Source organism: Novosphingobium sp. NBM11, assembly GCF_015390225.1.
Taxonomy (GTDB): domain Bacteria; phylum Pseudomonadota; class Alphaproteobacteria; order Sphingomonadales; family Sphingomonadaceae; genus Novosphingobium.
In genome coordinates this window covers 398,260-419,039 of the sequence record NZ_VUOG01000001.1, presented here as the reverse complement: position 1 = coordinate 419,039, position 20,780 = coordinate 398,260, and the positions used below count along the sequence as shown (strand labels likewise).

The 20,780-nt window shown below is 66.4% G+C and carries 20 protein-coding genes and 1 tRNA gene; 9 read left to right on the top strand and 12 right to left on the bottom strand.

Going from position 1 to position 20,780, the window contains the following annotated elements; genetic code table 11:
- The first annotated feature begins 1 nt into the window (after position 1).
- The 5 genes from F1640_RS02035 to F1640_RS02015 are packed head-to-tail and all read left to right on the top strand — an operon-like array spanning position 2 to position 4,427.
- Entirely contained in the window at positions 2 to 616 is a 615-nt protein-coding gene (locus F1640_RS02035; protein WP_194917482.1) for a GNAT family N-acetyltransferase, read from the top strand.
- Entirely contained in the window at positions 616 to 1,665 is a 1,050-nt protein-coding gene (locus F1640_RS02030) for a carbon-nitrogen hydrolase family protein (RefSeq protein ID WP_255530166.1), read from the top strand. Before F1640_RS02035 ends, F1640_RS02030 begins: the two co-directional genes overlap by 1 nt.
- 13 nt (positions 1,666 to 1,678) lie before the next feature.
- Entirely contained in the window at positions 1,679 to 3,034 is a 1,356-nt protein-coding gene (locus tag F1640_RS02025; protein ID WP_255530165.1) for an AtzE family amidohydrolase, read from the top strand.
- Positions 3,031 to 3,411 carry an oxalurate catabolism protein HpxZ gene (hpxZ, locus tag F1640_RS02020; RefSeq protein ID WP_194917480.1) on the top strand — a complete coding sequence of 127 codons (381 nt, stop codon included), beginning with the start codon at positions 3,031 to 3,033 and terminating at the stop codon, positions 3,409 to 3,411. The genes F1640_RS02025 and hpxZ overlap by 4 nt, the downstream gene beginning before the upstream one ends.
- Positions 3,408 to 4,427 carry a bile acid:sodium symporter family protein gene (locus tag F1640_RS02015; protein WP_194917478.1) on the top strand — a complete coding sequence of 340 codons (1,020 nt, stop codon included), beginning with the start codon at positions 3,408 to 3,410 and terminating at the stop codon, positions 4,425 to 4,427. The genes hpxZ and F1640_RS02015 overlap by 4 nt, the downstream gene beginning before the upstream one ends.
- Here F1640_RS02015 and F1640_RS02010 read toward each other — a convergent pair.
- Positions 4,415 to 5,341 (bottom strand): LysR family transcriptional regulator, encoded by a 927-nt coding sequence (locus tag F1640_RS02010; protein ID WP_054725625.1) that lies wholly within the window; start codon positions 5,339 to 5,341, stop codon positions 4,415 to 4,417. The genes F1640_RS02015 and F1640_RS02010 overlap by 13 nt on opposite strands.
- Positions 5,342 to 5,470: 129 nt before the next feature.
- On the opposite strand from F1640_RS02010, the gene F1640_RS02005 reads away from it, so the two are divergent.
- A complete protein-coding gene (locus F1640_RS02005; RefSeq protein ID WP_194917476.1) occupies positions 5,471 to 6,451 on the top strand; it encodes an isopenicillin N synthase family oxygenase in 981 nt (326 codons plus the stop codon).
- A gap of 426 nt (positions 6,452 to 6,877) precedes the next feature.
- On the opposite strand, the gene F1640_RS02000 is transcribed toward F1640_RS02005, so the two are convergent.
- From F1640_RS02000 to F1640_RS01975, 6 genes are all read right to left on the bottom strand, one after another.
- Positions 6,878 to 6,953 (bottom strand) — tRNA-Lys (locus tag F1640_RS02000).
- A gap of 66 nt (positions 6,954 to 7,019) precedes the next feature.
- Positions 7,020 to 8,135 carry a rod shape-determining protein RodA gene (gene rodA, locus F1640_RS01995; RefSeq protein WP_124809589.1) on the bottom strand — a complete coding sequence of 372 codons (1,116 nt, stop codon included), beginning with the start codon at positions 8,133 to 8,135 and terminating at the stop codon, positions 7,020 to 7,022.
- Between the two features lie 11 nt (positions 8,136 to 8,146).
- Entirely contained in the window at positions 8,147 to 10,231 is a 2,085-nt protein-coding gene (mrdA, locus tag F1640_RS01990) for a penicillin-binding protein 2 (protein WP_124809647.1), read from the bottom strand.
- Between the two features lie 23 nt (positions 10,232 to 10,254).
- Positions 10,255 to 10,809 (bottom strand): rod shape-determining protein MreD, encoded by a 555-nt coding sequence (mreD, locus tag F1640_RS01985; protein WP_125956203.1) that lies wholly within the window; start codon positions 10,807 to 10,809, stop codon positions 10,255 to 10,257.
- Between the two features lie 6 nt (positions 10,810 to 10,815).
- Complete coding sequence (gene mreC, locus F1640_RS01980; protein ID WP_124809591.1) at positions 10,816 to 11,724, bottom strand: rod shape-determining protein MreC; 909 nt, start codon at positions 11,722 to 11,724, stop codon at positions 10,816 to 10,818.
- Positions 11,725 to 11,806: 82 nt separating this feature from the next.
- Positions 11,807 to 12,853 (bottom strand): rod shape-determining protein, encoded by a 1,047-nt coding sequence (locus tag F1640_RS01975; RefSeq protein WP_125956198.1) that lies wholly within the window; start codon positions 12,851 to 12,853, stop codon positions 11,807 to 11,809.
- Positions 12,854 to 13,086: 233 nt separating this feature from the next.
- Here F1640_RS01975 and mutL point away from each other — a divergent pair, with 233 nt between their 5' ends.
- Together mutL and F1640_RS01965 are read left to right on the top strand one after the other, a co-directional pair.
- On the top strand, positions 13,087 to 14,937 hold the full coding sequence (mutL, locus tag F1640_RS01970; protein ID WP_194917474.1) for a DNA mismatch repair endonuclease MutL: 1,851 nt from the start codon (positions 13,087 to 13,089) through the stop codon (positions 14,935 to 14,937).
- A complete protein-coding gene (locus tag F1640_RS01965; protein ID WP_124809594.1) occupies positions 14,937 to 15,449 on the top strand; it encodes a hypothetical protein in 513 nt (170 codons plus the stop codon). Before mutL ends, F1640_RS01965 begins: the two co-directional genes overlap by 1 nt.
- Before the next feature lie 25 nt (positions 15,450 to 15,474).
- Here F1640_RS01965 and F1640_RS01960 read toward each other — a convergent pair whose 3' ends face one another.
- On the bottom strand, positions 15,475 to 15,939 hold the full coding sequence (locus tag F1640_RS01960; protein WP_194917473.1) for a MaoC family dehydratase: 465 nt from the start codon (positions 15,937 to 15,939) through the stop codon (positions 15,475 to 15,477).
- Positions 15,940 to 15,999: 60 nt separating this feature from the next.
- Positions 16,000 to 17,100 carry a redox-regulated ATPase YchF gene (gene ychF, locus F1640_RS01955; protein ID WP_125956194.1) on the bottom strand — a complete coding sequence of 367 codons (1,101 nt, stop codon included), beginning with the start codon at positions 17,098 to 17,100 and terminating at the stop codon, positions 16,000 to 16,002.
- Between the two features lie 133 nt (positions 17,101 to 17,233).
- Here ychF and F1640_RS01950 point away from each other — a divergent pair, with 133 nt between their 5' ends.
- Positions 17,234 to 18,745 carry a tetratricopeptide repeat protein gene (locus F1640_RS01950; protein ID WP_194917471.1) on the top strand — a complete coding sequence of 504 codons (1,512 nt, stop codon included), beginning with the start codon at positions 17,234 to 17,236 and terminating at the stop codon, positions 18,743 to 18,745.
- 107 nt (positions 18,746 to 18,852) lie between these two features.
- Here F1640_RS01950 and F1640_RS01945 read toward each other — a convergent pair whose 3' ends face one another.
- From F1640_RS01945 to F1640_RS01935, 3 genes are all read right to left on the bottom strand, one after another.
- The gene (locus F1640_RS01945) at positions 18,853 to 19,245 is read right to left on the bottom strand and encodes a PEP-CTERM sorting domain-containing protein (RefSeq protein ID WP_194917469.1); all 393 of its coding nucleotides are present in this window, start codon (positions 19,243 to 19,245) and stop codon (positions 18,853 to 18,855) included.
- A gap of 163 nt (positions 19,246 to 19,408) precedes the next feature.
- Positions 19,409 to 19,978, bottom strand: a complete 570-nt coding sequence (gene pth / locus F1640_RS01940; protein ID WP_194917467.1) for an aminoacyl-tRNA hydrolase — start codon at positions 19,976 to 19,978, stop codon at positions 19,409 to 19,411.
- A 179-nt stretch (positions 19,979 to 20,157) separates the two neighbouring features.
- Positions 20,158 to 20,766 carry a 50S ribosomal protein L25/general stress protein Ctc gene (locus tag F1640_RS01935; protein ID WP_124809600.1) on the bottom strand — a complete coding sequence of 203 codons (609 nt, stop codon included), beginning with the start codon at positions 20,764 to 20,766 and terminating at the stop codon, positions 20,158 to 20,160.
- Between the last annotated feature and the right edge of the window lie 14 nt (positions 20,767 to 20,780).

Sequence of the window (20,780 nt, the reverse complement as noted above, 5' to 3'; positions counted from 1 at the left end):
GATGGATGCCCTGGCGGAACGGCGGGCATTACGGGGCGAAGTGGTCGTCGAGGCCGCAGCGCGCGATCTCGAGACCCTGCAGGTCCTGGCCGCGCTGCGGATGGCAGTGTTTCGCGACTGGCCCTATCTCTACAACGGCAATCCAGTGGACGAGGCGGCCTATCTCGCCGAGTTCCTGAGCGATCCCGCCGCGGTGATGATCGTCGCGCGGCACGATGGCCGGGCGGTCGGCGCGGCGACCGCGTCGCGGCTTGCGCGGCAGCCCGCTGCGCTGTCCGAGCCGCTCGTCCGCGCGGGCTTTGCGGCGGACGACACGTTCTATTTCGGCGAGTCCGTTTTGCTCGGGGACTATCGTGGGCGCGGCATCGGCCACGCCTTCTTCGACCTGCGCGAGGCGGCGGCCCGCGCTGCCGGGGCGACTGCCTGCACCTTCTGCGCGGTCGTGCGCGGCGAACGCCACCCGCTGCGGCCCGAGAACGCGCGCGACTTGGCGTCGTTCTGGCGCAAGCGCGGCTATGCGCCGCTGGACGGCGTGACCACGGCGATGGACTGGAAGGACCGCGACAGGCCGATCAGCACCTTCCACCAAATGCAATTCTGGGCGCGGCGGCTGTGATGGCGGAAGGGATCACCCAGGACCGGATCAGGATCGCCGCCGCGCAATATCCGATCGAACTACTCCCCAGTTTCGAGGCCTGGGAGGCCAAGCTGGCGCGCTGGGTCGAGGAGGCAGTGGTAAGGGGAGCGGATTGCCTGGTCTTTCCCGAATATGCGGCGATGGAACTGGCCGGGACCGATCCCGCCGCCGCCGGCGATCTCGCGGCGTCGCTCGAACTCGTCATCGCGCTGGGCGAAGCATACGATGCCGCCTGCCGGGCGCTCGCGGTGAAGCACGGGATCGTGCTGCTAGGTGGAAGCCGGCCGTTCCGGCGCGACGACGGGATCGTCGTCAACCGGGCCAGGCTGCATACCCCGGACGGCGGCGGTGGCTACCAGGACAAGATCGTCATGACGCGGTTCGAACGCGAACTGTGGGGCGTCAGCGGCGGCGATACGATCCAGGTGATCGATACACCGGCAGGGTTGGTGGGGATCGCGATCTGCTTCGATGTCGAGTTCCCGCTCATCGCCCGTGCCCAGGCCGAAGCGGGAGCGCGGCTGATCCTGGCGCCGTCGGCAACCGACACGATGCAGGGCTTCTGGCGGGTCCGCATCGGGGCGCAGGCCCGCGCGCTGGAGAACCAGTGCTTCGTGGTCCAGGCCTCGACAGTGGGGCTGGCGGACTGGCTCCCGCGCTGGACGAGAACCAAGGTGCGGCCGGGGTCTTCTGCCCGCCCGACGGCAACACTCCCCACGACGGCGTCGTTGCCAGCGGCGAGCCTTCGCAGCCTGGCTGGACCTACGCCGATATCGACCTCGGCGAAGTGGCGGCGTGGCGTTCGCGTGGGAGCGTGCTCAACTTCGCGCAGTGGCCCGAGCAGGCGGTTGCGGTGCCGCCGCGCCATGCCGCTGCGCCCGTGGGGCAGGTTTTCGTCGCGCTCGCCCAATCCGATGCGCGCCTGGCCGACGAAGTGGCGGCGCGGATCGGCATCACCTTGCCGGAGCCCTGCGTGCCGGGCGTCGCGGCGAACGCGCGGCTGCTGCAGGTCCATACAGATACGTTGAGGGGCCCTGTCCGATGATCGGCGAGTTTGCGGGAATGGGCGTTCTGGAGACCGCCGCGGCGGTCGCGGCGCGGCGTGTGTCGGCGACCGCCCTGGCCGAGGCGGCGCTTGCCCGGATCGAAGCGCTGAACCCGCGGATCAACGCGGTCACCCGCACGCTGCGCGATCGTGCGCTACGCGAGGCGGCGGCGGTCGATGCGAGGCTGGCGGCGGGGGAAGATCCCGGTCCGCTTGCGGGCGTGCCCTATGGGGTGAAGGATCTGTTCGATGTCGCCGGACTGGCGACGACGGCGGGGGCAGGGCGGCTGGCCGAGGCCGAGCCCGCAGGGGAAGACTCTGCGGCCATCGCACGACTGAGCGCAGCCGGGGCCGTGCTCGTGGCGACGCTCAACATGGACGAATTCGCTTATGGCTTTGTCACCGACAATGCGCGGTGGGGCCAGACCCGCAACCCGCACGATCCCAGCCGGTTCGCCGGCGGTTCGTCGGGCGGGTCGGCGGCGGCGGTGGCGGCGGGCCTCGTCCCATTCGCGCTGGGTTCCGACACCAATGGTTCGATCCGCATCCCGGCCAGCCTTTGCGGGATCTACGGCAACAAGCCGACCCACGGCTCACTGCCGATGGCCGGGGTCTATCCTTTCGTCCACACGCTCGATGACATCGGCGCCTTCGCCCGCTCGGCGGTCGATCTCGGTGCGGTCGACGCGGTGCTGCGGGGAGGTGCGCGCACGCCCTGCAGGCCGCTGGGTCGGCCCGCGCTGCTCGACGGGTGGTTCCAGGCCGACCTGGCCCCAGGCATGACCGCTGCGCTGGCCGCCCTGTCGGCGGGCCTTGGCGGCCTGCCGATGGTCGAACTGCCCGGGGTCGCGCGCGCGCGATCGGCGGCATTTCTGATCACTGCCTACGAGGGCGGGACCTTGCACCTCGCCGCATTGGCCGAAGACGCCCTGTCCTACGATCCCGCCACCCGTGACCGGCTGTTGGCTGGCGCGGCGCTGCCGGAGGAGCTGTACCGTGATGCGCTGGCCTTTCGAACCGTGTTCGGCGCGGCAATCCAGGCGGCGTTTCGCAACCACGACGTCCTGATCGCCCCGGCCACCTACGGCCCGGCGCCGCGTATTGCAGATCCCTTCATCACGATCGCGGGCAAGCCCCAACCGGCCCGCGCCAACCTGGGGCTCTACACCCAGCCGATCAGCTTCCTCGGTCTGCCGGTCGTGACCGCGCCGCTGGCCGTCGACGGCTTGCCGATGGGCGTCCAGCTCATTGCTTCCAAGGGACGCGACGCGGAACTGCTTGCCTATGCCGCCATGCTCGAAGCGCAGGGCCTGACGCGGAGCCACCCCATTCTCCTGGAGACAGCCGCATGACCATCGACGATCCTCGCGTGCTAGCCGAGGTGCAAGCGCAGTTCGATGCGTACGAACGCGCGCTCATGGCTGACGACCTGCCCGCGCTCGACGCCCTGTTTCACGATGGCGCTAGCACGGTGCGATACGGGGTGGGCGAAGTGCTATACGGAATCGACGAGATCCGGGCGTTTCGCATGGGCCGCGGCGGCTCGCCGCAGCGTCGGCTGGGGCGCGTCGCGATCTCCGCCTTCGGGCCGGACCATGCACTGACCCACGCGGAGTTCTTTCGCGCCGACAGCGAGCGTCGCGGCCGCCAGACCCAGGTCTGGGTGCGGTTTCCGGAGGGATGGAAGATAGTATCTGCGCACGTATCGCTCGAAGGAAGTACATCATGAAGGCGCTGCTCGCCCGTCTCAACATCGATACCTATATCCTCCTGTTGTTGGGGATGGTCGCGCTGGCATCGGTGTTGCCGGTGCGGGGCGGGGCGTCGGTAGTCGCCGGGCTCCTCGCCGATGCCGGCATCGTGGTGCTCTTTTTCATGCACGGTGCCCGGCTGTCGCGGCAAGCGGTGCTGGACGGCGCGCGCCACTGGCGGCTCCATGCCGCGGTCGCGGCCATGACATACGTGGTGTTTCCGGTCCTTGGCCTGGCGGTCGGTTTGTTGCCGTTCCTCGATAGCTCAGTGGCGATGGGCATCCTTTTCCTGACGCTGCTGCCTTCAACGGTGCAATCGTCGATCGCCTTCACCGCGATGGCACGGGGCAATGTCGCGGCTGCGGTTTGCAGTGCGTCGTTCTCCAACCTGGCGGGCATCTTCATCACCCCCATTCTGGTGGCGGTTCTGATCACAGGCAAGCAGGGCGAGTCTTCGACCGAGGCGGTCGCGATGATCGCGTTCCAGTTGCTCCTGCCCTTCGTTGCTGGACACTTGTTGCGCCCGGTGATCGGAGCCTGGATCGCGCGCCAGAAGCAGCTGATGATGATGGTGGACCGCGGTTCGATCCTGTTGGTCGTCTACACCGCCTTCAGCGCGGCCGTTGTCCAGGGGTTGTGGAGCAGGATCTCGTCGGTCGACCTGGCGACCATCCTCGCTGTCTCTGCGGTCCTCCTCGCTCTGGTCTTGTCGCTGACCGCAGTGCTCGGCCGCTGGCTGGGTTTCAGCCGCGAAGACAGGATCGTCCTGCAGTTCTGCGGCTCGAAGAAAAGCTTGGCCTCGGGCGTGCCGATGGCAGGCGTGCTGTTTGCAACGCCGCAAGTCGGCGCGGTGATCCTGCCGTTGATGTTCTTCCACCAGTTGCAACTGATGGTCTGTGCCGTCCTAGCGCGCCGTTATGGTGCCGAAGCCGACCGCGTAAAGGCAGATGCCGCTGGTGTCGGAGTCGAAGCCTTCCGCGGTCAGGCGGTCTGAGCGCCGCCTGCCAGCTCAGTCATCGCAGTGGAGCAGAGTTCGATCAGGGCATGGGCCGCGATCGGCGGATTACGCTGCGAGCGCACATAGATGCCGAGATCGGCCGGCAGCGCGGCGGGCTTCGAGATCGGGATGTGGACCAGTTCGCCCTTCGCGATCTCCTTCTCGATGCCGATCCGGGTCTGGAACGAAATGCCCAATCCGCGCAACGTCAACTGTTTGGCCAGCTCGACCGAACTTGTCTCAACCGCCCCGGTCGGCAACTTGCCCAGGACCCGGTGCAATTGCTGGCGGATCGAGAGGTCGGACTTTGGCAGGATTAGCTGGTGCGACAGGCAGGTGGCGAGCGACAGCGTGGGCTGCTTGGCGAGCGGATGATCCGGCCGCATTGTCGCGCCCAGATGGAAGCGCGAGAGCGCCATCTGTGTGAGATCGGCGGTCCGATCCATCCCGAAGGCGATGCCCAGGTCGACATCTCCGTTGATCACGGCCTCGGGGATCAGCGATGAACCCAAGACGCTTACCCCCACGGTGATGCGCGGGTGGAGTTCGCGCAGCCGCGTCAAAACCTTCGGCAGAAGATCGGAGGTGAGCGCTTCGACCGTGGCGATCTCGACATGGCCAGAGCGCAGTCCCCGCATGGCCTCCAACTCGGAACGAATTCGTTCGGCGTCCTGGAGCACTTCGATCGCGTGGCGGGCGAAGGCCGCGCCCGCATGGGTCAGCTTGAGCCCGCCGGGCAGACGATCGAACAGCGGAGTATCAAGCTCCGCCTCGAGCTTCAGCAGCTGCCGGTTCACCGCTGATGAGGCGACGTTGAGCCGCCGCGCCGCCTCCCGGATCGACCCGGCACGCCTGATAGCATCGAAATAGACGATCATCGGGGCGTGGAAGCGGTGGGCGCGGTTCGACATGGCCAAATGTTCCGCGATGTGGCGGCTAAGGTCAACGTCCTAATTCCGGCATCATGCGTATCGAGAAATTGCGCTATTTGCGGACGCCTGCCCGGCCCATGATGCACGAAACACAGCGGAGTTTATGCTATGAGCTTGGCATCGTATTTGCCGTCAAGCACCCCTCGAACTTCTGTTCCGGTGGTGGATATAGGTGGATTGCGTTCTCCCGACCCCGCGGCGTGGGGGCCGGTCGTGTCCGCGATCCGTGACGCCTGCCTCGACAAGGGCTTCTTTTACTGCGTCGGCCACGGTGTAGATCCAGTGACGATCGAGCGGCTGTTCAGCGTCAGCCGGGCCTTTTTCGCGCTGTCCGAAGCAGAAAAGCGCAAGGTTTCGCTAATGCGGTCCAAAGCGAACCGCGGATATGAAGCACTGGGCGCCCAGACGCTGGAGCCAGGCACACCGCCCGACCGAAAGGAAGGGTACTACATCGGGTTGGACGTCGCAGCGGACAGCGATCTGGCTGAGCGTTTCTTCAACACCGGACCGAATGTCTGGCCCGAGGCGATGCCTGAGTTTCGTTTGGCGATCTCGGACTATTTCGACCGGTTGTGCGCGCTGGCGAGCTTGATACTAGAGGGACTGGCGCTCTCGCTCGATCTCGAACGGCGCTTCTTCGAGGCCTTCGAGCAGCAGCCCATCGCGACGCTGCGGCTACTCCATTATCCGCCCCAGCCTGCCAACCCGTGTCCCGGCGAAAAGGGGTGCGGCGCCCACACCGATTTCGGGGGAATTACTATCTTATTGCAGGACGACATCGGCGGTCTACAGGTCTGGGATCGCGATGCCGAGCAATGGCTGGACGCGGCGCCGATGCCGGGGGCCTTCGTTATCAATCTCGGCGACATGATGAGCCGATGGACGAACGACCGCTATCACTCGACTGTCCACCGCGTCGTCAACACGTCCGGGCAGGAGCGCTATTCGGCCCCGTTCTTCTTTTCGGGGAATCCCGAACATCTGATAGAGTGCATCCCTTCTTGCCTGAGCGGAGACGAAGGCCCCAAGTATGCAGCGATCACGGTCGATGCGCATATGCGCGAACGCTATGCCGCCACTTATGGATAGGTATGGCCAAGTGATTGCGAAGCAGGGTGCCGGATTTCTGCGAAGAGTGCCTGTCGCGCTGGCATCTATTGAAAAGACCGAGGTAGCGAAAATGACGATACGAAATCACCTTGTCGCATCGCCCGCGCGTTCCGCCGCAAAGATCCCTTCTTGGGGTATTGGAGGGGGTATTCTCAGCGCGTTTTTTCCGTTATATGTCTGAAAAACAAGTACATATTGGAAGGCGTTGGTTCCCTCCTCCGCTACCATCCGCACGCTTCCACAAAAGTCCGCATACCACCGATCTCAAGGGGCAACTGCCTGTGTGCTCGTCGCTTCAGAAAATGCGACAATCTTGCCTGCTACCTAGAAAGCTACCTAGCGATGGAGAACAGCTTGAGCCACTTCTGAAGAAGCGGTTCAAGGCTTTGATATATAGAGGAAAAATGGTGGACGCACTTGGGCTCGAACCAAGGACCCGCTGATTAAGAGTCAGCTGCTCTACCAACTGAGCTATGCGTCCATTCCCGTGTGGGAAGCGCTCCCATAGCGATTTCTGCCGCGCTGCCAAGCCCTGAAATGGTGTTTTTCAGGCGAGCCCGCTGCCGCTTCGGCGGCTCCAGCGGTCCACCGCCATGATCGTTCCGATACAGATCATGTTGGTCATCATCGACGATCCGCCGTGGCTCATGAAGGGCAGGGGGATGCCCACCACCGGCGCAAGGCCCATCACCATCATCAGGTTGATGCAGGCATAGAAGAAGATCGTGGTGGTCATGCCCGCCGCCAGCAGGCGCGAGAAGCGGTCGGGTGCGTTCATCGCCACTTTCAGGCCCCAGCGCAGCACCACGGCGAAGATCGCCAGCACGAACAGGCCGCCCACCATGCCCCATTCCTCGGCCATCGTCGCGAAGACGAAGTCGGTCTGCGCTTCGGGCAAGTAATCGAGGTGGCTTTGCGAACCGTGGCCGAAGCCCTTGCCGAAAAGCCCGCCCGATCCGATCGCGATTTTCGACTGGGTGATGTGATAGCCCGATCCCAGCGGATCGTTTTCCGGGTCCATGAACACCAGCACGCGCTTGCGCTGGTAATCGTGCAGCAGCGTGAAGAACGCCAGCGGCGCGACGATCAGCCCGGCGCCGACGCCGCCCAGGAACAGGCGAAGCGGCAGGCCGGCAAGGAACATGGTGACGACCGCGCCGAAGCTGATGGCCAGCCCGGTACCAAGGTCTGGCTGGAGCATGACGAGGCCGGCGGGAATGCCCAGCAGCACCGCCGCCGGCGCCACCGCGCGCCAGCCGCGCGTTTCGCCCACCGGCAGCACGCTGTAGAACCAGGCCAGCACCAGCACGATACCCGGTTTCATCAGTTCGGACGGCTGGAGCGTCATGAAGCCCAGATTGAGCCAGCGCTGGCTGCCGCCGCCGATCCCGCCGATCAGTTCCACCAGCACCAGCAGCACGCACAGGCCGGCATAGATCGGCAAGGCGGCGCGTTTGAACCAGTCCTGCGGCACCCGCGCGATCAGCATGGCGAGCGCCAGGAACACGCAGAAGCGCAGCACGTGGGTCAGTGCCCAGGGCTGGAGATGCCCACCTGCCGCCGAATAGAGCACGAAGCCGCCGAACACGACCAGCATCGCCAGCGGCAGCAGCACGCGCCAGGGCTGGCGGGCGATGGCGGCGGGAACATAGGCGCGGGGCATCGGCGGGGCCTCTATTGCGCGCCGGACGTGGCGGGAGTGGCGGGTGCCGGAGCGGTGCCCGGTGCCGGCCGCGGCGATGCGCCCGGCGCCGGCGTGCCCGGTTCGGGCGTCGTCGGCTCGGGCGGAGGCGGCGCGGCGTCGGTCTGCGCGGCGGTCGGTTCGGGCACCGGCTTGTTTTCGGCGGCGACTTCCTGCGCCACTTGCGCGTCGTCCGCCGCCTTGGGTGCGGAAGCGCCGTACTGCGCGGCATAGGCGTCGTACCGGGCCGCCATGCGCTGTTGCACGTTGCCGCCCCACTGCTTTTCGAAGCCTTCGAGCACTTCCAGCGCCTTGCCCGGATCGAACAGGAACGTCATCACGTCGCGCGCGATGGGATAGGCCGCGCCCGAACCACCGCCGTGCTCGATGGCGACGGCGCAGGCATAGCGCGGCTTGTCGAACGGGGCGAAGCAGATGAAATGGCCGTGGTCACGGTGCTTCCACAGCCCGCCCTTGCCGTTGCCGATGTTGAGGCCGACAACCTGCGCCGTGCCGGTCTTGCCCGCCATCTGCACGTTGGGAATGGGCAGGCGCGCCTTGCCGGCGGTGCCACGTCCGTTGACGACTTCGTTCATCGCCGCGTGGATGTAATCGAGGTGTTCCTGCTTGAAGCCCATGGACTTGGGCTGAGGCGCGTGCCGGTCGAGCAGCAGGCGCGGCATCAGTTCGAGGCCGGAGGCGATGCGCGAGGCCATGACCGCCTGCTGCAGCGGGTTCACCAGCATGTATCCCTGCCCGATGGTGGCGTTCACCGTGTCGTAGATCGCCCAGGGCTGCTTGTACTTGCGCAGCTTCCACGCGGGATCGGGCACCGTGCCATAGGATTGCCCGGCGACGGGCAGCGGAAACTCCTGTCCTAGCCCCAGCCGCTTCGCCATCGCTGCGATCACGTCCATGCCCATCTGTTGCGCGAAGTGATAGAAGTACACGTCGCACGACTGGTAGATGCCCTTGGCCATGTTGGTAGCGCCATGGCCACGGTGGTTCCAGCAGTGGAACACGCGGTTGCCCACGCGCAGGCCGCCCGCGCAGTTGACCGAGGCATTGGGATCGAGCCCCGCTTCGAGGAACGACAGCGCGACCATCGGCTTCACGGTCGAGCCCGGCGGATAAAGCCCGCGCAGAACCTTGTTGCGCAAGGGCACATGGTCGTCGTCCGACAGCATCTTCCATTCGATGCGCCCGATGCCGTCGGAGAAGCTGTTGGGATCGAAGCTGGGCATCGAGGCCATGGCCAGCACATCGCCGGTCAGGCAGTCGATCACCACGACCGACCCGGATTCCAGGCCGATGCGGCGCGAGGCATAGTCCTGCAACGGGCCGTTGATGGTGAGCTGGATCGGCTTGCCCGGCACGTCTTCGCGCGTGCCCAGATCGCGCACCACGCGCCCGCTGGCGGTGGCTTCCACGCGCCGCGCGCCGGGCACGCCGCGCAGGCGCGTCTCGAAATACTTCTCCAGCGCGTCCTTGCCGATCTTGAAGCCGGGCGTGATCAGCAGCGGGTTGCGTTCACGCTCGTAGTCCTCGGCCGAAGCGGGGCCGACATAGCCGACCAGATGCCCCACGGTCGCGCCGGTGGGATAGAACCGCGAATAGCCGCGTTGCGGCACCACGCCAGGCAGTTCGGGCAGACGCACGCTGACGGCGGCGAATTTGTCCCAGTTGAGATTGGCGGCAACTTCGACCGGCTGGAATCCGCGCGATTTGTCCAGCTTGTCGTGGATGTCGCCCACCTTGTCGGGCGAAAGGTCGAGCAGCGAGGCGAGCGTGGCCAGCGTCTTGTCCGCGTCCACGACCCGGTCGGGAATCAGGTCGACGCGGAAGTCGGCGCGGTTCGATGCCAGCGCCGCGCCGTTGCGATCGAGAATCCAGCCGCGCCGCGGCGGAATCAGCGTCAGGTTGACGCGGTTGCTCTCCGACGCCGCCTTGTACTTCTCGTTCTGCGCGATCGAGAGGTAGCCGAGCCGCATCGCGAGCAGCACGCCGATGCCGCCCATGGCCGATCCGAGCACGAAGGTGCGGCGGTTGAAGGTGTCGGTCAGCCGGGCCGAACTCATCGGCAGTTGCTGTCTCGCCACGCTCAGATTCTCCGCAGCGGCAGCAGGCGCACCCGGTCGAGCAGGGCGACGATCCGGGTGATGACGGGGAACAGGAACACGCTCAGCAGCAATTGCGGGCCGATCGAAAGCGGCAGCGGATAGCCGGCGGCAAAGCCCGCGAAACTGGCGGCAAGAAACAGATAGCCGGCCAGCAGCGCGCTGCCCGCAAGCCAGTCCTGCAGAAAGCCCCGCCAGAGGAACCGTTCGTCGATCACTTCCATCGCCAGCATGGTCAGCGACCACAGGATGATCGCGCTGCCGAACGGCTGTCCGCTGAACAGATCGTCGATGGCGCCCAGTGGCAAGCCGACCCACACCGGCAGCATGCCGGGCCGCAGCATGCGCCAGGCCAGCAGCATCATGTAGGAAAATGGCGGGAGCAGGGGCGCGGACGCGATCACCGGGGAAAAGGTTGCCATCGAGGCCAGGATGATCGACGCCCACGGAATGCCCACCGCAAGGACCGGCGATGGCGCGCGGTTGATGCGGTTGCGCACGATGTCCTCGGCGCGGGCGGGAAAGCGGGGCAGCATCATTCCGGCTTACTGGTCGCCCGGGTCGCGCGGCGGGCCAGCGGCTTTCTCGCTTTCGCTCAGCGCTGCCTGGGCGGCAGGCTGAAAGCTCGGGAACACCAGCACGTAGTCCACGTCCGCAGGATCGCTGGCAAGGTGGCCGACCGCCCCGTCATGATGCGGATCGGTGGCGATCGCGACCGGAATGTTGGGGGGATAGAGGCCGCCCGATCCGGAGGTCACGAAAACGTCGCCCTTGTGAACGGGGTTTACGCCTGAATTGATCAAGCGGATTTCGATCCGGCCGTTGGCGGCACCCTGTACGAAGGCGGGCAGACCATCGGTGGCGCGGCGCACGGGCACGACGTTGTCCGGGTCTGTCACGAGCAGAACGCGCGCCGTATCGCGCCCGGTTTCGACAATCCGGCCGATCAGTCCGGTGGAAGATCGCACGGGCATCCCGGGGCGCAGCCCGGTCGAGGAGCCGATCGACAGCACGGCGAAGCGCCGTGCGCTGGCCGCGGTGGAGCCGATAAGGCGGCCGGCGGCAATCGGCCGCACCTGGGGGTCGACGATACCGAGCAGCGCTTTCAGACGCGCGTTTTCGGTTTGCACCGCGCGCATGGTCACCGCGTCGGCGCGCGCGGCTTCCACCTCGCGCCGCAGCGCGGCGTTCTGCCTTCCGGCGTTGAAATAGGCGCCGACGGCGGCAAACACGCCCTGGCCGGTGGCGCGGGATTCGGCGCTCGCCTGCCCGATCGGCCGCGCTATCTCGCTCGCGCCTGATCGCGCAAAGGCAAACGCCTCGGGGTTGAACAACGATACGATGAGCAGCACGGCGCCGACCACGACGCCAAGAATGGCGACGACGTAGCCTGTGAAGATCCCGTACTGCGCCCTGCGCGAAAAGCCCGGGCGCCGGTCCTGTGACCGCGCCATGTCCGTTATTCCCTACCGTTCCCGCCGCTGTCCGCCGGCCGGTGCCGGCTTGCTTCCATGCAGCAACGGGATGAACCTGCCATTACGCGGTCATCAGCACGCCGCGATAGATCGGATCTTCCATCGCGCGGCCGGTGCCCAGCGCCACGCAGGACAGCGGGTCTTCGGCAACGCTCACCGGCAGGCCGGTTTCCTCGCGCAGATGCTCGTCCAGCCCGCGGATCAGCGCGCCGCCGCCGGTCAGTACGATGCCCTGATCGACGATGTCCGCTGCGAGTTCCGGCGCGGTGTTTTCCAGCGCGATGCGCACGCCTTCGACGATCGCGCCAATCGGTTCGGACAGGGCTTCGGCCACGTTGGCCTGGGTGATCGTGATTTCCTTGGGCACACCGTTGACGAGATCGCGGCCCTTGATGTGGATCGTTTCGCCCACGCCGTCGGCCGGGATCGTGGCGATGCCGTAATCCTTCTTGATCCGTTCGGCCGTGGCTTCACCGATCAGCAGGTTGTGATGGCGGCGGACATAGCTGACGATGGCTTCGTCCATCTTGTCGCCACCCACGCGCACGCTGGTGGTATAGGCAAGGCCACGCAGCGAAAGCACGGCGACCTCCGTGGTGCCGCCGCCGATATCGACCACCATCGAGCCGACCGGCTCGGTCACCGGCATGTCCGCGCCGATCGCGGCCGCCATCGGTTCCAGGATCAGGAACACCTGGCTGGCGCCGGCGTTGGAAGCGGCATCGCGAATCGCGCGGCGTTCGACCGAGGTCGAGCCCGAAGGCACGCAGATCACGATTTCCGGATAGCGCAGCAGGCTCTTCTTGCCGTGCACCTTCTGGATGAAGTGCTTGATCATGGCTTCGGCCACTTCGATGTCTGCGATCACGCCATCGCGCATCGGACGGATCGCCTCGATGTTGTCCGGCGTCTTGCCCATCATCATCTTCGCGTCATCGCCGACGGCCTTCACCTTCTTGACGCCGTTGATCGTCTCGATCGCGACGACGGAAGGCTCGTTCAGCACGATCCCGCGATCCTGTACGTAGACCAGCGTATTCGCCGTTCCGAGGTCGATCGCGATGTTCTGGGAACCGAACTTGAAGAATCGGGAAAGCATCGAAGCCATCAGGAAATCCGTATGAATCTGCGGGTTGGAACGCGGGCACGCGCCAACCCCAACCAAATGAGTGCCCGGGAAGCCCGGCTCATTAGCGCATGATTTGCGCAAAACCCATAGGTTTATGCTGCGTTTGCGGGATAACTTCTCCACTTGGCTCGAAAAAGCGCGGGTCCATCGCTAGTAATGTCTGGGCGTGCCGGAATCCCGACGCCGGCACGGCCCTGAACAAAGCTTTGACGATGCCCACGATCCGCCGCCTTCCCGATACTTTGGTCAACCGCATCGCCGCTGGCGAAGTGGTGGAACGGCCGGCCAGCGCGCTCAAGGAACTGGTCGAAAACGCCATCGATGCGGGCGCCACGCAAGTCCATGTCCGGCTGGGCGAGGGCGGGCTTTCGCTGATCGAGGTGACGGACGATGGCTGCGGGATGCGCGCGGACGAGATTGCGCTGGCGCTGGAGCGCCACGCCACGTCCAAGCTGCCCGACGAATCGATCGAACTGGTCGAAACGCTGGGCTTCCGGGGAGAGGCGCTGCCTTCCATCGCCAGCGTCGCGCGCGTCACCATCGAGAGTCGCGCGCGAGAGACCGGCGAGGCGTGGAAACGCGTGGTCGATCATGGGGCGCTGGTGTCCGATGGCCCTGCCGCGCTGCCGCCCGGAACGCGCGTGCGGGTGGAAGACCTGTTCGGCAAGATTCCGGCGCGGCGCAAGTTCCTGCGCTCGGCACGGGCCGAATGGGCGGCTTCGCTCGATGTCGTGCGCCGCCTGGCCATGGCACGCCCGGAAGTGGGCTTCACGCTGGAGCACGACGGCCGCCGCGCGCTGCAGGTGCAGCCGGGCGATTCGCTCGAGGCGCGCGTTGCGCAGCTGGTTGCGCGCGAGCTGGCCGGCAACGCGGTGACGGTCGATCTGGTGCGCGGCGATTTCCACCTGACCGGTGTGGCCGGCCTGCCGACCTACAACCGCGGCGTGGCCGATCACCAGTATCTGTTCGTCAACGGCCGCCCGGTGAAGGACCGCCTGCTGATCGGCGCGGTGCGCGGCGCCTATGCCGATATGCTGGCGCGCGACCGGCACGCGGTGCTGGCGCTGTTTCTCGACGTGCCGCCGACCGAGGTCGACGTGAACGTCCACCCGGCCAAGACCGAGGTTCGCTTTCGCGATCCCGCGCTGGTGCGGGGGATGGTGGTGACCGGCCTGCGCACGGCGCTGGCAAGCGGGGACCAGCGCTCCGCGCAGGCCCCTTCCGAAACCGCGATGCGTGCCTGGCAGGCCGAACCGATTGCCGCGCTCCCGGGGGCGGCACCAGGGCCGGGGCCGCTGTTTCCCGCACCGGCCGAACGGCAAGGCAGCATCTTCGCCTCCCCGGCATGGCAGCCGGAACCGCGGGTCAGCGATGCCGGGCAGGCGTGGCGCGGGTACGAGGCCACGGTCATGGCCCCGCCTGTCGCTCGCGCCGAAGCTGCCGAGGATGCCGTGCCGGAGCCGGTAGAGCATCCGCTGGGTGTGGCCCGCGGGCAGGTCGCCAACACCTATATCGTGGCGGAGGCGGCCGATGGCCTCGTGATCGTCGATCAGCACGCGGCGCACGAACGGTTGGTGCTGGAGCGCCTGCGCGCGGCGGGAGCGGGGGGCAGCGCGGGGGAGGGCAGTGCGCCCAGTCAGGCGCTGCTGATCCCCGAAGTGGTCGAGCTTGAGGAAACCGATTGCGATCGGCTTGAGGAAGCCGCGCCGAAGCTGGCTGAATATGGTCTCGCGCTCGAACGCTTCGGTCCGGGTGCCGTGCTGGTCCGCGCGGTGCCGGCGGCGCTCGCCAAGGGCAATCCCGAAGCGCTGGTGCGCGACGTGGCCGACGATCTTGCCCAGAACGGCGACGCGCTGCTGCTGGGCGAACGGCTCGACCTCGTGCTGGCGACGATGGCCTGCCATGGCTCGGTCCGCGCTGGGCGTGCCCTTTCCGTCGCCGAAATGAACGCATTGTTGCGCGAAATGGAAGTGACGCCGCGCTCCGGCCAGTGCAATCATGGGCGGCCGACGTGGGTGAAGCTTGCCCATGGCGATATCGAGAAACTGTTCGGGAGAAAGTGATGCGCGGGATCGTTGCCGGAGCGGCAGTGCTCGTTCTGCTGGCTGCCTGCTCCAGCCAGACGCCGGCGGAAAAGGCGGCCGAGGATGCGCGGGCCATTGCCCAGGTGGAAGCGGCGCAGCGCAACGGCCAGCCGCCGGTGAAGCCGATCGATCCGCAGCCGATCATGTTCTTCGACATCCGCGACGGCAAGCTGACCGGCACCGGCTGCAACTTCGTGGCCGATGGCGGCGGCATGGGCGCGATCCTGCTGGCGCAGGATGAACGCGGCGTGATGAAGCTCGACGGCAAGCTGGTAGTCTTCGCGTCCGACAAGGGCAGCACGCAACTGCCGCAGGGCGCCTGGTCGCGCTATTCGGGGAAGGAATATGCGCTCACGCTGACCCGCATCGACGATGGCAAGGCGGTGAAGAACGGCCTTGTCGATCTGTTCAGCGGGCAGGTGGTGGTGACCGATCCGTTCGACCGCGTGGTCTACAAGGCGCGCGGCAACGTCCAGTGCAAGCCGATGTAACAACACCGCCCGCTCCGGCGCGCGCTTAGTCGGTCGATGCGGTTTCCGGATCGCGCACGCGGATCAACCCGATCGAGGTGAAGCTCATCACCAGATCGTCGTTCTGGTTGAACACGCGCAGGGTGGATCGGAAGCTGCCCATTTCCGGGCGCGAGCGGCTGCGCTTTTTCTCGAGCAACTGGGTTTCGCAGCGCAGCGTGTCGCCGGGATAGACCGGCTTGTGCCAGCGCAGCTCGTCCACGCCGGGCGACCCCAGCCCCGCCTGCTGGCGCGCCTTCAGGTTCTCCACCACCAGCGCCATCACCATGGCGCAAGTGTGCCAGCCGCTGGCCGAGAGGCGGCCGAAATGGGTCTGCGCCGCCGCCTCGTCATCAAGGTGGAACGGCTGCGGATCATAGCGCGAGGCGAAGGCGATCACTTCCTCGCGGGTGACCTGGCAGTGGCCGAAACGGTCGACGGTGCCGGGCTCAAGGTCTTCGAAATATTGCATGGGCGGGATTTTGCCCGTGCCGGCCGCGCTGTCAATCGATCGGTTAACCGGCGTGCGGCCTCACACGTTGAACTTGAAGTGCATCACGTCGCCATCGTGCACCACGTATTCCTTGCCTTCCTGGCGCAGCTTGCCGGCTTCCTTGGCGCCGTTCTCGCCGCCCAGCGCGACATAGTCGGCATAGGCGATGGTTTCGGCGCGGATGAAGCCGCGCTGCATGTCGGAGTGGATTTCGCCCGCCGCGTCCGGGGCCTTGGCACCCTGATGCACGGTCCAGGCGCGCGCTTCCTTGGGGCCGACGGTGAAGAAGGTGATGAGGTGCAGCAGATCGTAGCCGGCGCGGATCACACGGGCGAGACCGGTTTCGTGCAGGCCCATTTCCTCCAGAAACACCAGCCGTTCGTCCTGCTCCATGCCGACCAGTTCGGCCTCGATCGCGGCCGAGACGATCACGGCGTTGGCGCCTTCGGCCTTCGCCTTCTCGAACACGCGTGCGGAAAAGGCATTGCCTTCAGCTGCCGCGCCTTCCTCCACGTTGCACACGTAGAGCACCGGCTTGGCGGTGAGCAGCTGCGCCTGCCGGAACACGCGGGCTTCTTCCTCGTCCTTCGGCCTGGTCAGGCGCGCGGGCTTGCCTTCGCGCAGCAGGTCGAGCGCCTGGCCCAGCACCGAGGCGATGAGCTTCGCTTCCTTGTCGCCCTGCGCCGCCTTCTTCTGCGCGGCGGGCACGCGCTTTTCCAGGCTTTCGAGGTCCGAAAGCATCAGTTCGGTCTCGACCGTGTCGGCATCCGAAATCGGATCGACCTTGTTGTCGACATGCTGGATGTCGTCGTTCTCGAAGCAGCGCAGCACGTGGACGATGGCATCCACCTCGCGGATGTTGCCCAAGAACTGGTTGCCCAGCCCTTCGCCCTTGGACGCGCCGCGCACCAGCCCGGCGATGTCCACGAAGCCCAGTTGGGTGGGGATGATCTTCTGGCTGCCGGCGATCTTGGCCAGTTCATCCAGCCGGGGATCGGGCACGCCCACGTTGCCCACGTTTGGCTCGATGGTGCAGAACGGATAGTTCGCCGCCTGCGCCGCCTGCGTCTCGGTCAGCGCGTTGAACAGCGTCGACTTGCCGACGTTTGGCAGACCGACGATCCCGCAACGAAAACCCATTTGATGCTCCACAAGTGATCTGGATGCGGCCTGCGCGGCTCTTGCGCCCAAGCCTTTCGCGCGGCCCATAGCGGGGGCGGGACGGTTTGGCCAGTTTCACCAAAATTTCAGGCGTTCGTGTCATCACGCGGGCATGAAGAAAGCGCTGATACTGCCCGCCCTGCTTGTCCTTGCCGCCTGCGGTTCGGAAACGCCGCAACAGCATCTGGACCGCGCGCAAGCCGCCTTCAAGGCGGAGGACTATCGCACGGCCCGCAAGGAACTGGGCGAAGCGGTTTCGGCTGCGCCCGAGGATGCCCGGATTCTCGATCTGCTGGCGCGGGTGCAATTGCGCCTGGGCGATGGCGAGGGCGCGCAGGCCACGCTCGCGCGGCTGGAAGCGGCGGGTGGCAAGGGGCTTGAGATCGCGCGGATGAAGGCCGATGCCGCCTTGCTGCGCGGCCAGGCCCGCGAGGCGCTGTCGCTGCTGGGCAACGATGGCCATCCCGAGGCATGGCGCATCCGCGCCTCGGCCCTGCTCGCGAACAAGGACGAGGCCGGCGCGCTCGAAGCCTATCGCAAGGGGCTTGCCGCCGGCGGGGACGCGCGGCTGGTGCGCGACTACGCCCGGTTCCTCCTGGATTCGCAGGACATTGCCGGGGCCGAGGCGCAACTGGCCGATCTGCGCCGTCGCAGCCCCGATGCGCTCGACACGCTGATGCTGGCGGGCGATATCGATGCGCAGGCGAACCGTTGGGACGGCGCTCTGGCCGCGTACAAACGGGCGCAGTCGCTTTATCCCACGCGGCCCGAGCCTTTGCTCGCGCAGGCCGATGCGGCTGACCAGCAGGGCAAGCTGGACGAGGCCGAGGCGCTGGTGGCCCGTGCTACCGATGTCGCGCCCGATAGCGGCGACGTGCTGCGGATGCGCATTCAGATCGCTGCCGAAAGGGGCGATTGGGAAAAAGTGCGCAGCACGCTCGCCCCGCGCGAAAGCAGCCTGGAGCCGCGCTCGCCGGAAGGGCTGGCCTATGCCGAAGCCTTGCTCCGCCTCGGGCGGGCCGAGCAGGCGCGGGCGATCTACGCCAAGGCCTTGCTGCTTTCCCCGCAAAACCCGTTCGCACGGCTGATGCTGGCCGAAGCGCAACTGGCGACCGGCGATGCGGCGACGGCCTATGCCACGGTCAAACCGCTGGCGGACAGCGCCATGGCCGGGCCGCGCGAATTGGAGCTTGCGGAAAAGGCGGCGCGGGCCGCCGGTGATCCGGCGGCGGATACGCTGAAGGCGCGCCTGCAGTCCGGGGATTTGCGGCGGACGCAGCAAGTGGCCGCTGCCGGGCAAGCGGCGATGGCGCGGGGAGACTGGAGCGCGGCGATCGCGGCGTACCAGCAGGTCTCCAGCTATCAGTCCGATGCCGATGTGCTGAAGCGGCTGGCGTTCGCGGCCTCGCAGGCCGGGCGAAATGCCGAAGCGATCGGGTTCGCGGACAAGGCGCTGGCGCTGCAGCCCTCCAACGCCGACATGATCCACATGGCGGGACTGGTGCGGTTCAGGGCCGGGACGGACCGCGACAAGGCGGTGGCCTATCTCGAACAGGCTTTGCGGGCAGACCCTGCCAATCGCCTGTTCCGGAACGATCTGGCCCGCGCGCAAGTGGCGGGCTGAGCGGATCGCGATGCGCCGTCCCGCAAGACGGCTTCGTCCGCTGACGTTTGCCCCGGGGCCGGGTCCGGCGCGGCCGAACCCGTGGGGCGTGCCCTAATTCGGAGCGATCAGGCCTTGCGGCGCTGACGGCGCGCGAAGCCCAGGCCGATCAAGCCCATCGCCATCATGCCCAGCATGCCGGGTTCGGGAACCGCCGTGCCGCCGGACGAGGTGCTGCCACCGCCCGAGGACGTGCTGCCGCCGGTGGAGGTCGACGAGGTTGAGGTGCTGCCGCCAGAAGACGTGGAGGTGCTGCCACCCGAGGAGGTGCTGCCGCCGGACGACGTGCTGCCGCCGCTGGTCGACGACGTCGACGAGGACGACGACGAACCGCCGCACGACTTGGAGCCGCCGCTGTGGCCACAGTTGCAATAGTGGGTGTGGCCGAAGGTCGCGTGCGCCGGCGTGGCGAACATCGCGGACGTCGCCAGCGCGGCGAGAATGGCAGTGGAACGCTTCATGGTTTGGCCCCCTTTGAAAGCGGTACGAATGGTTCACGCCATTCTTCGCAATTGCCGTGCCAAACGGGAAATCCTGCGGGGTACGCTGGTTAACGAAGGTTTTGAAAGGTCCGATCTGTAAATTTGCCCGACAGTTCAGATGGTTAAATCGCGTTAGGAATGATTACCCGGCCTGCCTCAGCGCCACATCGCTCATGAAGCGCACGTCGTCCCCCTTGGCCAGCCATTCCGCTTCCGAAGCGATCGCACCGAGCATGTCGACGAGATCGTCCTGCTCCGCCTTGGCGAAGTTGCCGAGAACGTACCCGGTCACGCGATCCTTGTGGCCAGGGTGCCCGATGCCCAGCCGTACCCGGCGGAAATCGGGGCCGAGGTGCTTGTCGATCGAGCGCAGCCCGTTGTGCCCCGCGGTGCCGCCGCCGGTCTTCACCTTTACCTTGAACGGGGCGAGGTCGAGCTCGTCGTGGAATACGGTCAGCGCATCGGTATCCAGCTTGTAGAAGCGCAGCGCTTCGCCCACGGCGCGGCCGCTTTCGTTCATGAAGGTCGCCGGCTTCAGCAGCAGCACTTTCGCTGCGCCGATCCGGCCTTCCTGCACCCAGCCCTGGAACTTCTTCTGCACCGGACCAAAGGAGTGCACTTCGGCGATGGTGTCGAGCGCCATGAAGCCGACATTGTGGCGGTGCAGCGCATATTGCGGCCCCGGATTGCCCAGCCCGACCCAGACTTGCATGGCGGTGATGCTCCTTCGCTTTGCGCCCGTTTACAGTGTCGGGCTCATCAGGCCAGACGGCATGTGAAAACAACCGCCAGGCAAAAAAGAACCCCTCCCGCGCGGGGCGGAAGGGGGCTTCTTTCCGGTTCCTCCGTCGGCCTCTTGATAGAGGGACGGCGGAAACGATTGCCTGAAGATCAGGCTTCGGTCTTAGTCGTATCGCCTTCTTCGCTCTTGAGCGAGGAGGGGGCAACGATCGTGGCGATGGTGAAATCGCGATCGGTGATCGCCGTCTTCACGCCAGCCGGCAGCGTCACCGAGCTGATGTGGATCGAATCGCCCACTTCGAAGCCGGTCACGTCGACCACGATGTCATCGGGGATCGAATCCGGCGCGCAGACCAGTTCGAGTTCGTGACGGACCACGTTGAGAACGCCGCCCTTCTTCAGGCCGGGCGACTTCTCTTCGTTGGCGAAGACCACCGGCACGTTCACGTGAACGGCGTGGTCGGCCGAAAGGCGCAGGAAGTCGGCATGCAGCGGACGGTCCGAAACCGGGTGGAACGCAACGTCCTTGGGCAGCGTGCGGACGGTCTTGCCGCCGACGGTGAGCTCGACGATCGAGTTGAAGAAGTGGCCGGTGCCAAGCGCCTTGACCAGTTCCTTTTCCCCGACGTGGATCGCGGCCGGATCCTCGTTGCCGCCGTAGATCACGGCGGGGGTGCGGCCTTCGCGACGCAGTGCACGGGAGGCTCCCTTGCCAGCCCGATCGCGCGTCTCGGCCGACAGCGTAAGCGTCTCGCTCATTGTCTGTACCTTCC

Coding starts and splice junctions, on each gene's coding strand:
- rodA (WP_124809589.1), bottom strand. CDS start 8,135: ATGCCCCGCGCCTATGTTCCCGCCGCCATCGCCCGCCAGCCCTGGCGC.
- F1640_RS02005 (WP_194917476.1), top strand. CDS start 5,471: ATGAGCTTGGCATCGTATTTGCCGTCAAGCACCCCTCGAACTTCTGTT.
- mutL (WP_194917474.1), top strand. CDS start 13,087: ATGCCCACGATCCGCCGCCTTCCCGATACTTTGGTCAACCGCATCGCC.
- F1640_RS02025 (WP_255530165.1), top strand. CDS start 1,679: ATGATCGGCGAGTTTGCGGGAATGGGCGTTCTGGAGACCGCCGCGGCG.
- F1640_RS01935 (WP_124809600.1), bottom strand. CDS start 20,766: ATGAGCGAGACGCTTACGCTGTCGGCCGAGACGCGCGATCGGGCTGGC.
- ychF (WP_125956194.1), bottom strand. CDS start 17,100: ATGGGTTTTCGTTGCGGGATCGTCGGTCTGCCAAACGTCGGCAAGTCG.
- mreC (WP_124809591.1), bottom strand. CDS start 11,724: ATGGCGCGGTCACAGGACCGGCGCCCGGGCTTTTCGCGCAGGGCGCAG.
- F1640_RS01960 (WP_194917473.1), bottom strand. CDS start 15,939: ATGCAATATTTCGAAGACCTTGAGCCCGGCACCGTCGACCGTTTCGGC.
- F1640_RS01975 (WP_125956198.1), bottom strand. CDS start 12,853: ATGGCTTCGATGCTTTCCCGATTCTTCAAGTTCGGTTCCCAGAACATC.
- F1640_RS01950 (WP_194917471.1), top strand. CDS start 17,234: ATGAAGAAAGCGCTGATACTGCCCGCCCTGCTTGTCCTTGCCGCCTGC.
- F1640_RS02010 (WP_054725625.1), bottom strand. CDS start 5,341: ATGTCGAACCGCGCCCACCGCTTCCACGCCCCGATGATCGTCTATTTC.
- mrdA (WP_124809647.1), bottom strand. CDS start 10,231: ATGAGTTCGGCCCGGCTGACCGACACCTTCAACCGCCGCACCTTCGTG.
- hpxZ (WP_194917480.1), top strand. CDS start 3,031: ATGACCATCGACGATCCTCGCGTGCTAGCCGAGGTGCAAGCGCAGTTC.
- F1640_RS02030 (WP_255530166.1), top strand. CDS start 616: ATGGCGGAAGGGATCACCCAGGACCGGATCAGGATCGCCGCCGCGCAA.
- F1640_RS02035 (WP_194917482.1), top strand. CDS start 2: ATGGATGCCCTGGCGGAACGGCGGGCATTACGGGGCGAAGTGGTCGTC.
- F1640_RS01945 (WP_194917469.1), bottom strand. CDS start 19,245: ATGAAGCGTTCCACTGCCATTCTCGCCGCGCTGGCGACGTCCGCGATG.
- F1640_RS01965 (WP_124809594.1), top strand. CDS start 14,937: ATGCGCGGGATCGTTGCCGGAGCGGCAGTGCTCGTTCTGCTGGCTGCC.
- pth (WP_194917467.1), bottom strand. CDS start 19,978: ATGCAAGTCTGGGTCGGGCTGGGCAATCCGGGGCCGCAATATGCGCTG.
- F1640_RS02015 (WP_194917478.1), top strand. CDS start 3,408: ATGAAGGCGCTGCTCGCCCGTCTCAACATCGATACCTATATCCTCCTG.
- mreD (WP_125956203.1), bottom strand. CDS start 10,809: ATGATGCTGCCCCGCTTTCCCGCCCGCGCCGAGGACATCGTGCGCAAC.